Raw genomic sequence first — 14,649 nt, forward strand, 5'->3', positions numbered from 1 at the left:
TGGCCGGTTATTGATTGGAATGGTGGCCGGCTTCAAATCGGAACGGTGGCCGGTCAATGATCGGAATGGCGGCCGGCTTCAGAGCGGAATCCGCAATCAGCACGCCCTATCGGTCGAACAGACGTCAAATCAGCGGCTGGAGTAAACATTGGTGATTTCGGACCATTGCTGTCAGCTCGATGGGGTTTTCTTTTCACACACACATTGAAGCCTGTCGCCGTTTTTGCGGTTCAATCTTCTCAGACCGAGTGATCCGTTATTCCCTATCTTTGTGAAGGGGGATCGCCATGGGCAAGTCACATCCGATTGCGTTGCGTGAGCGCGTCGATCGCCTTTCAAGGCCGACAGTGTCGTCTTCGAGTATGACCCGTGAAGGAGCAGACTGAGGCGGAGGAGAAAGAACGAGGAGAAGAGGAAAGCGTCAACAGCGTGGAGACACGTCGCGGTATAGATCGTCTCTCTAATCGAGGACATCGTCAATAAGTTCAAGACGCCGCCGGTCTATGGTTCCGTCAGCATTTTGTAATATGTGTCGAACGTTTTTGAGAAACCGGCGCCCACCGGTCTTGCCGGCAGCTTCTTCAGCCAACGAACGGAGCAATCGCTCATCCTGAACAATGCAAGCAAAAGATCCCGGATCAACGACTCCGTTCAAAAACAGGTCTACTAAGGCAACACGCAATCTTTTACAGCGATCCCAGCTAAACCAAAAACTAGAACTCGGAACCCTGTCATTCAGCAACTGCCATTGATCCGTCGTCAAGCGGTTTGCAGCTGCAGCTTGATAAACCTCCTGAAAACTTCTTTGCAACAACGCACTCTTAGAATGGGATTTATTGCCAAGTGCCCGACTAAGTAAGAACGTGAACAGCGACAAGGCTTGCTCAGGTGCCACTGTCCCAGAAGAGTTCTGATAGGCGGCAAACCAGGGATCGACGCCGATCTCGTTCGGCACGCTATCGGGAGTAAGGTGCTGGGCCAGCTGCACAAGGACTTCTTGCGGGACTTTTGCCGAGCCGGAGAGGAACTCGGCGACCGCGATTGGGTCCTTTGCAGACTGTATCACCCAAGCTGTATCCACCAAATTCCCGTTCTCTATCTGAAGGTGAACTTGGTCCAAAACAATCCGCGCTCCAAATATTGCCACCGCTTCGGCAGCAAGGTCCGACCGCGGAGCCTGCATCATGGCAGCCACGGCTTTCGCCGCCATATTGTTCAAAGAAGCGCACTGGAATGCGAGCGGACCGTCATTTTGGGACCAGAAAACAGGTTCCTGAACTATTTCAGGTCGGATGTTTAGCGCCTTCTTGATCATTAGCGGCGCGGCGGGAAGCCCATGAACGAGATCTGTGACGTTCATGGCGCGAATGGTGTCGTCCACAACCGTTCTAAAGGGGTCTGGTTCGTCGAGTAGCATTTCTAAAAGGACGGGGTTGCGGCGCCACAAGGCTGAACCGAACTCAGTTCCATGACTATCGAAGTTGGCACGGTTGATTAAATCTTTATGTGACCAAACGAAATCAAAAGCGTCAGGGCCAAGTTGCCCGATAGAGGAAACGGCATAATTGACCACCACTGCCCTAAGCGAGCCAGCCTCAGTTGCTCTAAGCTCGTTCTGTAAGATCGCAATCGCCTCGTCGACTGATACCCGCCCGTCAGCAAAACCGAGTGCACGAAAAAGGCGGCAGAGCGCGGGAAAGCTTTTGCGACCCGATGAGATGTCTGATCCTGATCGACGCAGAAAGTCGCGGAGACCGTCAATATTTGGTCTGCGCAGATCTGACAACGCGTCATCGATCCAAGTCTCTAGAGAAGACGAAAGGGTCTCAGCGTCGACGGTCCCGGAAAAGTGGTTCCTACCAGTGCGGTTTTCTGATGAGACAAGTTGGAGGTCAAATATGTTGTTATCAGACGACCTGTTGCTGATTGAGAGTGTGCAAAAACGAAAGCTTCTTCTCAGCCGAGGCCATTGCTGCCCCCAAATCGCAACAGCGGCGCGATCAGCGAGCGCGCCGCGGGAACGACGAGCAAAGATTGGACTCGGTGCACGACAGTAAATTCCGTATAGGATCGACCGGACCCAGGTGTCGTCTATGTCAAACTCACCGATCTCGGCAGATGGGCTAAGTGTCAACTGCTCCGAATAGCTGGTTGAGAGATGCACTTCTGGTCTACGAAAGAGGTCGAGAAGCTCTTCCGGTCGATCTAGTGAAGCAAGATCGGCAAAATTAATTAATATAGTGTGCGTCCAAACACATCCCGGCCTTGGCAATTCAGGTGCCGGCCAAGTCCGTGCTAGTGCGTAGTAGCCAGACTCCGTTAGGGGATAGCCGGTGATATACCCACTCTCATCGAGCCTCGCGCCCGGCCCCGAGATGTCGCTTAAAGAAAGTAGCGTCTTCTGGTCGCGTGGCTTCAGCGCCGCCGAGATAGCAAGCTGCCGGTGTCCGTCCGCATAGCCGTGTAGAGCTTGATCGAGCTTCAGAAGCTTCACCCTCTCAGCCATACCAGCGGCTCGGTCAGGTCATGCGTCGCCGGGATAGGTCCGAGCAGTTTGATCCGGGTGGAGGCGTCGTCTAATCTTCTCAATTCCTCGGCCTCGTCTCTTGGAGGAGCGCCTGCTTCAACAGAGTCGTAGTCGCCGCCTTGCGCACTGATACCATAAACTCGTGTCAGCCATTTGGAGTTCTGTCTGAGATATTGAGCGAGGAGCGGCAATTTCTCGTTTAGGAATGAAGTCGGATCCTGACCTTCCACTTCGACTTTGTCCCAGGCTGAGAATAAGACTGCCAGACGCCGCTGACCGACGTCGAGCGGCGGCGCATGCAGTGATTGCAAAAGCCCCACGAGTTGTACCTGCGTGGGTGCAAGACGTGGATGCCATGAAACCGTATTCTCAGCGGTAACGTCTAGTCCCAGTTTGCGGGCCAGATCGACTTCGTCAACTACCCAACTCGGTGCCCGTATGTTGTCCGCGTGGATGAAAAGCAAAACGCCGTTGGCCTGAAGCAAATCGGCGATCTCCGGGCTGCATTCCCGGTCTTCCCACATACGGCGATAGGCCTCACCAGGAACATCAGGAAACGAGATCTGTACCTGCTGGCCGACGTCATCGGTGAGATTCATGCTGACAAGACGAGTGCCCGTGAGACCTGTCCGATCTTGCTCCACGGCGTCCCGCCACCGCGCTGCGATAGCGTTCAAATGGGCAGCATCACCAACCCGCAGATTGGCGAAACGAAGGCGGGTTGCCACCTCGCGCGCAGTGACGAGGTGCCATAGCGCGGCAAGGAATGTTGTCTTGCCAGATTCTGGAAGGCCAATGATTACAACGGAGCGTTCGCTCATCGACTCTCCTCGATCTCATCCAATACTCGAAGCTGCGAAAATGCTCTGTTGAAGGATGGCACCGGTTGCTCTGCAAAATCAGACGTACTGATCGGCAACATCCAGAACTTCAAGAGGCCGGCGACACCGCATCCTCGCGGGAGTACGGTTGTCTTTGGTGCTGCGGCTATCTCGAATATCCCGACTTGCCCCAAGACATCGCTCAATGTTGTTTGCAAAGCCTCACACAAAGTTTGGAAATCGCGCTCGACCCGTTGCTGATTGTCCGCCCCACGAACGAGATCAAGTTTGGTAAGCACAATGGCGAGGTTCACACCGTTCGGAAGCATCCCGCCATCGTACATCGCCTGCATCATCATTAAAATGCTGCTTCGTAGATTGTGACGGCTCCCTGAATTCAGGAGCCGCTCGCCGTCAACCAGAATTGTAAGACAATCGGCGCGAGCTACTTCTATGAATTCAGAGGTGAGGCTCACATCGTCCGCGGCTTCCCGATATTCTTCACCTGCTCGATCACCAAGGAGGATAGCCGTCTTGTCTCCCTCTGCTGTCGCGAGATCAACGTGATAGAAGCGAACATCCCCGCGGGGCGTACGCGCGATGAAGGGGATGTCCCGACGCGACGCTGTTCGTGCGTCGTGACATGCCTGTTCGAATGCATGAAGCGTGTCCGACCCTGCAAAGTCGAGCCCCGCGACGGAAGCCATTTGGAATAGATCGTAGAGACCAGCTATCAAACTTGTCTTGCCAGTGTCACTAGGCCCGAGAATGGCGACCAGTCGGGCATCCCCGGCGCGCAGAAACCTGCTGGCCTCAGAGGCCTGAAGTAATCCCGCAGGCTTAAGATAAAGATGCTCCTCTTCGTTGCTTTCGATCTCCTCGACATCATCTTCGATTTCTTGAGCGACTTTGCCAAAATGGGGACAGCTCGTGATCTCCAGTCCTTCGACGCATCGCCCGCCCTCAGCAATACGGCAGTCAAGATTCGAGCATGTAATAGGGGCCGCACCTTCAGCTGTCATTTTATCACTCAAACTTGATGAGCAGTCGCTCGCGATAGAACTGCAATGCGAGGGAAAGAGGCGTCATGCTGTGGTCAGTGTCGAGAGCTGCCGTTGCAGCCCAGCCTGCGACCCACGCCTCACCCGGCCCGGTTTCGAGCTGGCGTTTCGCTGCTGCATGAAGGGGCATCGCCAATGGAGAGGGATTGAGTTCGCCGATGAGCTTTGTGAGCCAAGCGGTATCAACGGCATTAATTGCTGTCACAACCGAGAGTTTTTTGCGATCTTTTAGGCCCGCCCGCGAGAGAATGGCTTTTACCGAGTGAGGACCAGGAGAGAATTCCGTCATATTAGCCACTTCATGAGCAAGAACGAGCGGCTGGGCATCTACGGTGATGGCGTCGAATCCGCAGTCGTAATCGATGCTCCGTTGCCCCGTTAACCACCACAATAGCTGCAGTTCCTCATCTTGGACCTTCAGAAAGCGGTCGATCGCATATAGCGCGTTCGATTGGCGAACAGCCAGCTGCTTTATTGCCCCTCTCGTGGCGTCGGCGGCAAGCGTGAAGGCTGCAGCGACGCTGGTCCAGTCTGGAGTCTCGGTTATCTTCGCTGATGCTTTCTCGAAATCAAATTTCGGAGCATCTATGTATCGGTACTTGTTTAGATCCGGCCGATGCCCGTTAGATCTTGCCCATTGAGCAATCGCCGCCTCTCCAAGTTTGCCTAGGTCCATTGGCAGTTTTGGTTTCCTGGCTCCGCCGAATTCAGCCGTTGTCGCAGCGAGCGCTGCAGCTGCCCCTACGTCCTCGTTCACTTCCATCATAACCGCGAGGCAAGAGGCAGCGAGTATCTGCATTTCCCGGTCATTGCCTTGCATTTCAAACGTATCGTCGACGGCTTTGAAGAGCTGTCGAATTTCGCTTTCGGAAGAGGCCTGAGGAACTGTCCTGCTTTTGAAGGCCAGTCTCAGAAGTGTTTCTAACGTCTCTCTGCTTGCTTCGGTCGCGGTCTTGTAGACAGCTTGCCACCGTAATTGTCGCGTAGACTGGCCGTCGCCAATATCAAGGGAACTATACCAGCGAGGAAAATCTGTATGCATTATTTCCGTATCCACCCTATGTCCTCTCCCTCTTGGCAACTTCCGCACCTAGTTCACTCACCTGGTCCCTTTCGCCAGCTCTAATCAGCGCGCGGCCATAACGTTCAGGCTCGGGAACCGTAAGTTCGTCCTTAGTTATCAATCCGAGTTTCAACGTGATTTCGCGACGAGCGCTTGCTGTAAGGCTCCAGAACCGAAAAATGAGATTTCGTGTGCTTGGGTCACCCATGGCGGCCTCCGCATCGACTTCGTTGAGATTTGCGTCTGCTGTGACCAACGGGTTCGCTGGCGAGCTTACGCTAACTAATGGCTCCGCGAAACGTGCTTTTGCGCGAGCGTCGCCGGGAAAACGGATGGTGTGACTGAAGACGGTTTCGTTCTGAGCTGTAGAAACGGCCCGAAACCGGTCAGGATTGGATTGCCACTGGCGAAGGTGAGCTTCCACAACAATGCGTCGTTCGGTACCCACCCCTGATATACTGATGCGCACAAGGTTGTACCCCGGCATCCAGCCCGGCTCGTTTCGATCTGGATTTACTGCTCCCGCGCTGAAGCGCACGTAACCGTCTTCGCGGGTGATACGCTGCCGATGCTTATGGCCGAACATGTGTATCGACGATCGTCCACAAATTGCATCGTTGACGTCATCTTGATCCATCAGCCAATCAGGTGGGTGGTGGCAAAACGCGAGATTAACGACATCATCAACTGGGTCGAGAACGGTCTGGAGCGGGCTGAGATATAGGCTCTCACGGGTGTCGTTCAAACCTCTTTCCCCTGATAAAATAGTAGACGTTAGACCGAACACCCGGAGTGTTACGCCGTCTTCTAATTCGAGATCCTGCTTCCAATAAAGATGGTCAGGAAGGTAAACTTGACAGTTGAAGACTTTGGCGAAGTCATTGTACGCTGAAATCGGCGTCACTAGCGATCTTGCAGTATCAGGATCGCTGATTTGCGTTCTAAACTCACGCTCTCGCCACTGCGGATCTGCTTTTGAAATTGCCGCCTGCGCGTTACGGACTGCTGCCGTACGTAGGATGAGAGAACGGTCGACATCGTGGTTGCCGGGAATAACAAAAATCCGTTCGGGCGGACAGCCTGCCACAGCGGCCAGTTCCTTGATCCAGGTCATTGCCGTCGTGTATTCTTCCGGCGCACCTTTGAAAGCGATATCCCCGCCGATTAATATAGCCCCGGCGGAACCCAGTTCTGCAACGCGTTCTCGGACATCCTGAATGAGGCGCGTTCGATACGGCCGGTCCGGATCGAGATCGGGGTTAAGACAGTCCGGTGACCTAAAGTGAATGTCAGAAATATGAAGGAGAAGCATGAGCGCCGATCGATTCTATTAATTAGGCGCAGGGCTAAACAGCTGCCACCAAGCTGAGCTCGTCAAAGCGGTTTTAAATATCTCCCTGCAAAACTATCTAGAATAGAAAAGACTTTATTATGCAAGTGCCTAGCCGTTTAAACCGGCGTGAGCCGGCCCTCGGCCCAGACATTAGGTTTTTCACGACGCGATCAGGCTCCGCTGTCCCCACCTTCTCTTGGGCCTTGCGCACGTGGAGCCGAGATGGCTCAACGGACGCATCGGCGAGGTCGTCTGGAACCTTGCCCATGATCTCAGAGGCCACAAAAGGGATCACGTCACGGTAGCGTTCGATCAGCCAAGCCCTGTGGAACGTAAATATCGTTGGCATTGGCCGGGGGCGCGCCAGGCCCGCCTCGACAGTCCCCGCTGATGTCTCGTAGCCGATCGTCAGCTAGAGGGCGCAGGAAGTCGAGAGGCGTCTGGCCGAGGAGCCACACAAGCCCCCAGACCCCATTGAACCTGATCCTCCGAGCCCGAAATGAAGAGTGATACTGTTCCAGGGCGTTATCGGACCCGATGCGTATTTTCACGAAGTATCAAAAATACCGCTTGTTTCGTTTAACAAACATGCTATCTCCACCCAGAGAATTAAACATCGGGAGTTTTGATGGATGAAGAGCAGCTAATTCGGCAGCAACAGCAAGTGCTCGAAGTTTTACGAGATCGCGATTACTATCTGCGCATCTTAAAATCTGCCGGTGGGTCTCGCCTCAGCGAGGCTGGTCGAGCCTTCGTTGCCGAGGCTCTACGCCGGAATGAAAGGCCTTCTGATATCGCGCGACGCCTCGGCGTAACGCCTGCGGCTATCTCTAGGTATAGTAACGCGAGTTAGTTTAATACAAAGGGTTGCTATAAACTTTAAGGTAAGCGCCCCTAAGCCTCAGATTATAAAGATCCCGGCGTAGCTCAATGGATAGAGCCTCTGTTTTCTAGTGCAGTCCGACGTCGCAATCGGAGTTGTAACGGCAGAGAGATGCAGGTTCAAGTCCTGCCACCGGTCCCAACTCAAGACCTTATCGTTATTGTTCTCAAGGCACGTGCAGTTTCCAGCTGTCCCGACCGGCAGGGGTCAGGGTGGCAATAAACTGGCCCTGAGCGCGGCGGCGCACAAACGCAGCGAAATCCTCGTGATCCGCCCCTTTGCCGGCGCGAGGGGAGGATGAGCCGCCCGAATTTGCTTGAAGCCATTTTGACCGTGCAAGCAGAACTTAAACGAAGATATTTCGATAACACAATAAGGGCACCGATGTTTGGACCGCAACACCTTCCATTTGTCATCCGGTATCTGAACGGCATAGATTATACCTTGTCGAAAAAAATGGTTCGGAAACACCCGCCTGACGAGCCTTCACTAACAAATGAGCTTTGCGCGCTCCTTGACGCAGATACCCAGCGTAGCGAATCGTTGCTCGAATATAATATCGATCACCTGAACGCAGATCTTGCCGCATGTGGCGATGGAGTGGATTTCGAGGTAACAATCGACACCCGTCCTCACAACAGCGCGATGGAACGTCATGTGTCCCAATCCGATTTTGGATTGATCGTCAAATACGACAACCGGATTTTGCCTTCTGAAAGCTGGTCGACGGCATATCTGGTTCAGGCAAAAAGGCTCTTCCGAACCAAAAAGACGGGAGACTATGACAGCGGCTCCATCTTTCAGGCGACCGACGCCGCCCAACATCAGCGGATGGAGCGGCTGGCGGGGAAATTTGGGGCCGCGGCCATCAAGTATTGTCTCTACTGCCCACAAACTCCGTCACTCTCGGAGGAGACCAGAACAAAGGTGCGCGCGCTTCACTCACGAAATTTAAGCAGCCATATTTACGATTTCGCAGCTGGTTTGGCATTGAGAGACGCCATCGTTTCGGAAGGTGGAATCGACGCCGGTATTTGGATTAGCCCTGGCGAAATCAAACCCTCAAAGCTCTTGAGCCTACATGACGAGGCCTTCAAGTCTGTGCGCCCCTTCACATGGTTCTTCATCGAACATTTCATGCCGCGAACATCGAGAGGCCGCTTTGGCCTTAGCCTCGAGGGCCCGCCACCTCTGATCAACATGAGGGAAGATGATCGTCTCACGAGCATTATTAGCGGGAACGAGCTAGAAATTCGTCGTTTGATCGATGAACTGGCCGAGGAAGGCGAGGAATTGGCTGTTCCCGAATCCATCACGGTCCTCCCCAGACATACAATCACAATCAACGTGACCGTCGGAAGTTCTCTTTTTACCGATGCGGTAAGCGCAGGAATTGACTGATCTGCTTTCAGTTTGGCCTTTGGCGGGTGCGGTCAAACTTGCTGATGTCGTTTTGCAGGCTTGGCAACCAAGTGGTGGATGAAATGCCCTCGGGCAAACTCATGCATGTACCGTTCCCACATCTTCGCTCGCCAGACGCCGACCAAGCCACTATCGACGAGTGCTTCGTAAGACATCTTCGCAATTCTGACGAAGAGCCTGGCTCCATCGGGGCGCCGTAAGATCCCATTTAGAATTTTGCTAAAATGAATTTCGCGGTCGGCTACGAAGCGCGTCTGGGTCCATAGTTGAAATGCAAGCTCAGAAGCAACCGGCACGAGCGACGTTACGTCCACCCGAGCGTCTGTGACCGTCTCGGCTAAAGTGGAAAAGACGTCTGCGTCCATCTCTATTGCCAATAGCAACTCGGCCGGGCCAACCGACACGAATCCAATTCGCTGTCGATGGAGTTTTGCGACGAGCCGAACGTAGTCTTCATCTCGCAGCGCCTTGCATTCTCGCGACGCCAACAGTAACGGCTGGGTCCAGGAAGACGATCCCACGCCAAGATCCGCTGCCAACAACCGGATCCGTCGATCCTCAGAGATCATCGTCATGCCGGTCTCGCGCGCCGTCGCGATAGTGTCGATCGTCGAGGAAGACAGAAAATCTTCTATCTTCTCGTTGTCGTTGTCGTTGTAAAACACCGACGTTGGAAGCAGCTTCGTGTGCACTCGGACCCACGCGAGAATTGAATTGTTCGCTTCGCGAAGTGCTTGACGCTGCTCAAGCGTCGACTTGACCATCACAACGCCGTCGCCGTGCGCCTCGAGGGAACCGCCCTCTTGATTGAGCGCCTGATGCGCATCATCGGCTCGTTGTGCTAGTTCGTCTATTGTAGCTTGAACCGTATGGATCGTTATGGGAAGTCCCTCGACAAGATCGGTAAACTCGATCTCCTGCCATAGAGCAAGCGTCAGCGCATCGACGATCACCGCGGATTGACCCTCAAGATTTTCGAGCGCCTGTTGCCGTTCCGTTTGATCGCCAACGCAGCTATCCAGCCACACACCTGACTGGAATCGCAGGCCGCGCGAGGTGTCAATAGGATCAGATCCCAAAGCCTTCGCGACGGTGTCGATCGGGATGAGGTTTTCCGAGTAGATCTGAACCGCATCCGATACCAGTCGTGCCCGTTCGCGGGCCTGCTCGAAAATTGGCTCAAAGGCGTTCTTGCTATCGATGTCGATCGTAAAACGACCAAGGGCGCGGCTCTGAGGGAAAAGTCTCCCGTGTGCATCTAACGCCCGTCGGAACAACGCGACGAATTTGTGGGTAATCTCGCCGAGTTTCCATTCTACCGGCTGACCGATACCGCCGAGAAGAACGGTGGCGCCGACATTTTTACCGATTAAGCTCTTTGCAAAGGCATGGTCGGCCGCAAGGGCTTCGATACCCGGCAACGAACCGCTTCCGATAAGGTACATCACCTTCTCACCGTGATCGTTCTCCAGATACAAGACAGTATCTTCCCGGACGATTTTCAACTGAAGGAACTTGTCCTTTCGAAATTGGAGCAGGAAAAGCGACAGGTATCCCATATGGAGCCTCTCGCTCGTGCCCCAGTTAACGGCGAGTGCCTCGAAGCCAACGCGCAACGCGTCTTTGCGCCGACCATATCTGTTCAAGATTTGCGCGAGTTCGATGAGTTCCTCGCCATTCCCATCAAACGAGACGTGGGTCTTCTTTATCCAAGCAGATACCCGATCCTCATGACCAGCCCTAACTGCGATCCGAACCCAATCAAGCCGCGACCGGAGATCGGCCGTGTCGAGCTTAATTGCTGTCTCGAGAACCTTCAGTGCATCATCCAAAAGACCGGACCGCTCGTAGATTGCAGCACCGAGGCGGAGAATTTCCGGTCGCGCAAGAACCGCCGGACCGAGTGATCCAAACAGCTCCCGAGCGTTGGAACGTTCATCCGCCCGATATAGGTAAAAGAGGCGGCGGCGAAGAGGCTCCGATGGGCGGTCGACCTGGTATAGGCCGTCCAACAGAGTGGCCGCTCCCGACCAGTCAGCGTCGTCAGCCAGAGCGTCGGCCAGTTCAAAACGCTCCGTCGCGTCGAGCTTGTCGAAGCTGAATGCTCGCAACCGTGCAAGCGCGTCGGCTCGTGTCGGCTCGTCACCTGCTCTTCTAGCAATCTCTGCAACTTGAGCCTCGAAGCCTATATCCGTTGGAAACCGATGTCTCAGGCCCATCGCCAACTCTACGGCTTTTGCGGGTGTCTCCGTGCGGGAAAGGCTGAGGATCATGAGAGTTGCAGCATCCGGATTGGGCTCACCTTCGTCCACCGAGGCGGAAAAAGCTTTTTGAGCCCATGAATTAGTCTCCTCCCATTTGCGATGGGTCGCCGATACCGAAGCGGCGAGGAACCACGCTTCAGCATCGGAATCGCTACGTCCGGCCAGGCTGGTCGCGAGTTCGTAAGCCTCCTTGACGTTATTTCTGTGAATGTGTGCGAAAATGCATCGCTGTGTCAGCGCGGAATCCTGCGGCTCCAGCGAATGAACTTCGATCGAAAAGGCATCAGCTTCATCATCTCTCCCTGTAAGGCGAAGAGCAGCGCAAAGATTTGCGGCCACAAATGTCCAGTTTCGTCGATCAGGCCGCGTCTTTAATTGCCCCCATGCGCGCTCGAGGCGCGTTCTGCTTTCCTCAAGAAGGAACTGGTCAGCCGTCGAGACAGGCGCACCGACACGGACATCCTTGTTGTCCTCGAAGCAAGAAAGTATAGCTTGAGCGATAACCGCGTCCTTACGCCAATCTTGCACGGCGATGGCTCGGGCTACGCGAATGGATGCATCGAAATCCTTGTCAACGGCCACGAAACGGCGCTGCAGGGAGCTCGCGACGTCAATGTCAGCAGCTACTGCTGCGACCTTCAATTCGAGGTCGGCTGTCGCCATAGTCGCTGGCGCACTCTCTATAAAAATGTTTGCTGCAGAAAGGTTTGAAGGATCCAGCTCGATGGCACGCTGAGCAGCAGTGAACGCTTTGTCCGGGAGTCCCCGTAACAACGCTGACCGTGCCCTATAAGATTGGCCTGCTGCCGTCTCGGGGTCGCTCGCGCCAGCCTGAGCGAAGGCATCTTCGGATCCGTTAAAATCTCCAATCTGGGCTAGCGCCGCACCGAGATTGCCGAAAATCCTCAGCTTTAGTCGGCCTGGCGTGTCCTCTGAAATTTCATCGAGAAGCGCTCGCAAATTATCGACAACAAGCGGCCCGCCGCCGGCCCGGATCTGGTCCCGGAAAACATCAAGCTTGGCGTCGAGTGCCGTTGTCTCATCCTTGGTCGCGACTACCGCTGACGAAATCCGAAGTGCCTCGATAGCCGATGCTATCTCCGCCTGAAACTTGGAGGTTTGATCAGACGGCGGGCGTGCGGGATCAAGCACAGGTGTGGTAGCCGCAACCTGATTGTGAACGAGAAGCTCCCTTGCAACATCCGGGTAGTTCTGGGCGCGTGAGACAATGTCAGGCCACGACCAAACCATCACGCGAAACATGCCATTGCGAGCATGATCAGCACTGATCTCCTGCGCCCTTTGTTGCAGGGCAACGTCACGTTCGCCAGCATACGCGACGATGAGAATGTCGAGGTTTGGCCGGTATTTCTTGGCTTTTTCAACCTCCGCAGCAAGCTCGACGATACTCAGCTGACGTGGGTCGTCAGTTTCCGAAGCCTTACACTGCATTCCCGCATGGCTATAGCGATTGCGATTGTCGCGGCCGACAATGTCGACGCCGCGTTGATTTTGGCCGCTTCTGCCAAACGCCTCCGCATAATCGTCCTGCCAATAGTGCCGGATGAGCCTGAGGCAAAAGTCCTGAAAGACCAGCTCGCCTTTTAATCTGGTGTGTTGAATTTCAGACGTAGTAACCATTGCGAGGCAGTGCCGGCCTTTCAATACAGGAAGTAACCGGCCACAAGGTTTTTCGGAGCCGCGAGATAATAATTGTTCCGGATCGCAGCCATTTCTGAAGCGGACGTCTGGTTTCCATGCTAACGCTTATCATCCTACAACAATTCAATATATTTAAAAGCCGACACTCTCTCCGCGAGCATACTGGCCAAACGCTCGGGGGGCATCATCGAAACCGTTTTGATCCCGCGATGATATCGGCTGTTCACTCTGCACACCAGGTCCAAATTGCGACAAAGAAAAATCATGACGCGCAGCCCGATGACGCAACTCGAAGATTACTTTCGCCAAAAAGTCTCGCAAGAAGGCTTTGACCTATTTGCAGTATTCGCGCGGTTTGAATACGCGATGAAAAAAGGCGGGTTTCGAAGGCACGCCAGTCCGGACGCCGCATGGCAGTCATTTGCTGGAGCGCTCCCAGGGGATTTTTATGCTACAATGCAAGCAGCCCCCGAAGCACGAGTATATTTTGACCAGCCTCCCGCCTATCTTGTCAGGGACGCTTTTGACGGCGTTGAATGGTCCAAGACACCTGTCGTTGTGAAAGACGCGTCGAGCCTCTTTGAAGCTATCAAGGTCGCACGTAATAATCTCTTTCATGGCGACAAAGCGCACGACAATGATCGAGACACTAAGTTGATGGCAGCTGCGCTATTCGTTTTGAACTCGGCCTTTGCAGCGACGGAGCGCGATCCGAAGTTCCAGAGGTTTGTCAGCGAAATGGAGTTCGGTCTCTAGCATTTATGGAGGAACTCGCAGACGGTTGTGAAGTGTCCGACCCTACCGTAAATCACCGCTGGCTATAAAATCCAGCTAAATGCCCTGGAACACGATTTTTACTGATGCACGAGGTCGTTCGATCCAGCAATGCGTATGGTCGTTCCCTTACGGCATGTGGTCACCCATCTACCCTCCCGCTGAGCACCGTCAGCGGAATCTTCCCGTCATTTTCGAGGATCGTGATTGCTTGCTGAAGTTGTACGAAGCGAGCCGCACTTTTTGCTGCGGAATCGTATTTGTCGCCTTCTCCTTCAACAAATCGCCTAGCGGTTTCATCGCGTTGTGCAATCAGTTCGGAAAGGTATTTTTGCAAGATTTCAGACACGGCCCAGCCCCCCTAAGCATTTTCCCAAAGGTGACAGGAACCACGTGCAAGTCAAGCATCGTTGCGCAAACCCTGAAATGGATTGTAGACTTGACTGTCCTCGTACCCAATCCAAGTTTCGCCGCGAAAAGACGGCGACCCGTTTGACCAACCAGCCGTCAACCATAGAATGTCAAGCTGCTCATGAATCGCTGACGCCATGGGTGTTGCTAGATCTTGCAGAACAGCCACCGGCAGGATCACCTCGGGCTGCCGGATACGACGTCCGCCTGGCTGCTGTTGCGCCAACTGGACGTCTTCCGCTTCCAGTACGATAGAGGCGAGTGCGGGACCTGTAAGACCGAGCCCGTCGACGATCCCCGCCATTCGTTCTAAAGTGCAAACGATCAAAGCTTCGTGAGCGCGATGAACATCCCACCTTTTCTTTTGTGATTTTGGCCGCTTGATATGCTCCTTCATCGACAGGAGCGGAACGGAATGGTTGGAGAAG

10 protein-coding genes and 1 tRNA gene are annotated in these 14,649 nt (G+C 54.2%); 3 read left to right on the forward strand and 8 right to left on the reverse strand.

Going from position 1 to position 14,649, the window contains the following annotated elements; all coding sequences use genetic code 11:
* Positions 1-460: 460 nt before the first annotated feature.
* Genes C8J33_RS25900 through C8J33_RS25920 form a run of 5 tightly spaced genes read right to left on the reverse strand, consistent with a single transcriptional unit; the run spans position 461 to position 6,784 of the window.
* On the reverse strand, positions 461-2,494 hold the full coding sequence (locus C8J33_RS25900; RefSeq protein ID WP_132665851.1) for a hypothetical protein: 2,034 nt from the start codon (positions 2,492-2,494) through the stop codon (positions 461-463).
* Positions 2,491-3,348: a TRAFAC clade GTPase domain-containing protein gene (locus C8J33_RS25905; protein ID WP_207904068.1), complete on the reverse strand. Its 858-nt coding sequence runs from the start codon at positions 3,346-3,348 to the stop codon at positions 2,491-2,493. The genes C8J33_RS25900 and C8J33_RS25905 overlap by 4 nt, the downstream gene beginning before the upstream one ends.
* Positions 3,345-4,370, reverse strand: a complete 1,026-nt coding sequence (locus C8J33_RS25910) for a TRAFAC clade GTPase domain-containing protein (protein WP_132665852.1) — start codon at positions 4,368-4,370, stop codon at positions 3,345-3,347. Before C8J33_RS25910 ends, C8J33_RS25905 begins: the two co-directional genes overlap by 4 nt.
* 4 nt (positions 4,371-4,374) lie before the next feature.
* Complete coding sequence (locus tag C8J33_RS25915) at positions 4,375-5,466, reverse strand: GTPase-associated system all-helical protein GASH (RefSeq protein ID WP_132665853.1); 1,092 nt, start codon at positions 5,464-5,466, stop codon at positions 4,375-4,377.
* A 1-nt stretch (position 5,467) separates the two neighbouring features.
* Positions 5,468-6,784 carry a metallophosphoesterase gene (locus C8J33_RS25920; protein WP_132665854.1) on the reverse strand — a complete coding sequence of 439 codons (1,317 nt, stop codon included), beginning with the start codon at positions 6,782-6,784 and terminating at the stop codon, positions 5,468-5,470.
* 937 nt (positions 6,785-7,721) lie between these two features.
* On the opposite strand from C8J33_RS25920, the gene C8J33_RS27240 reads away from it, so the two are divergent.
* Both C8J33_RS27240 and C8J33_RS25925 read left to right on the forward strand, forming a co-directional pair.
* Positions 7,722-7,829, forward strand: a tRNA-OTHER gene (locus tag C8J33_RS27240).
* Between the two features lie 156 nt (positions 7,830-7,985).
* A complete protein-coding gene (locus C8J33_RS25925; protein ID WP_132665855.1) occupies positions 7,986-9,089 on the forward strand; it encodes a hypothetical protein in 1,104 nt (367 codons plus the stop codon).
* Between the two features lie 32 nt (positions 9,090-9,121).
* On the opposite strand, the gene C8J33_RS25930 is transcribed toward C8J33_RS25925, so the two are convergent.
* Positions 9,122-13,015, reverse strand: a complete 3,894-nt coding sequence (locus C8J33_RS25930; protein WP_132665856.1) for a tetratricopeptide repeat protein — start codon at positions 13,013-13,015, stop codon at positions 9,122-9,124.
* Between the two features lie 285 nt (positions 13,016-13,300).
* Here C8J33_RS25930 and C8J33_RS25935 point away from each other — a divergent pair, with 285 nt between their 5' ends.
* Complete coding sequence (locus C8J33_RS25935; RefSeq protein WP_132665857.1) at positions 13,301-13,792, forward strand: hypothetical protein; 492 nt, start codon at positions 13,301-13,303, stop codon at positions 13,790-13,792.
* A gap of 160 nt (positions 13,793-13,952) precedes the next feature.
* On the opposite strand, the gene C8J33_RS25940 is transcribed toward C8J33_RS25935, so the two are convergent.
* On the reverse strand, positions 13,953-14,159 hold the full coding sequence (locus C8J33_RS25940; protein ID WP_132665858.1) for a hypothetical protein: 207 nt from the start codon (positions 14,157-14,159) through the stop codon (positions 13,953-13,955).
* A gap of 51 nt (positions 14,160-14,210) precedes the next feature.
* A partial coding sequence (locus tag C8J33_RS27245) for a hypothetical protein (protein WP_165929903.1) occupies positions 14,211-14,649 on the reverse strand: 439 nt, incomplete at its 5' end.

The organism is Rhizobium sp. PP-CC-3G-465, from assembly GCF_004343445.1.
In the GTDB taxonomy this organism is placed as follows: domain Bacteria; phylum Pseudomonadota; class Alphaproteobacteria; order Rhizobiales; family Rhizobiaceae; genus Ferranicluibacter; species Ferranicluibacter rubi.

Excerpts from the sequence above, each read along its gene's own strand:
- C8J33_RS25930 (WP_132665856.1), bottom strand. The coding sequence starts at position 13,015 with ATGGTTACTACGTCTGAAATTCAACACACCAGATTAAAAGGCGAGCTG.
- C8J33_RS25910 (WP_132665852.1), bottom strand. The coding sequence starts at position 4,370 with ATGACAGCTGAAGGTGCGGCCCCTATTACATGCTCGAATCTTGACTGC.
- C8J33_RS25935 (WP_132665857.1), top strand. The coding sequence starts at position 13,301 with ATGACGCGCAGCCCGATGACGCAACTCGAAGATTACTTTCGCCAAAAA.
- C8J33_RS25905 (WP_207904068.1), bottom strand. The coding sequence starts at position 3,348 with ATGAGCGAACGCTCCGTTGTAATCATTGGCCTTCCAGAATCTGGCAAG.
- C8J33_RS25925 (WP_132665855.1), top strand. The coding sequence starts at position 7,986 with ATGAGCCGCCCGAATTTGCTTGAAGCCATTTTGACCGTGCAAGCAGAA.
- C8J33_RS25920 (WP_132665854.1), bottom strand. The coding sequence starts at position 6,784 with ATGCTTCTCCTTCATATTTCTGACATTCACTTTAGGTCACCGGACTGT.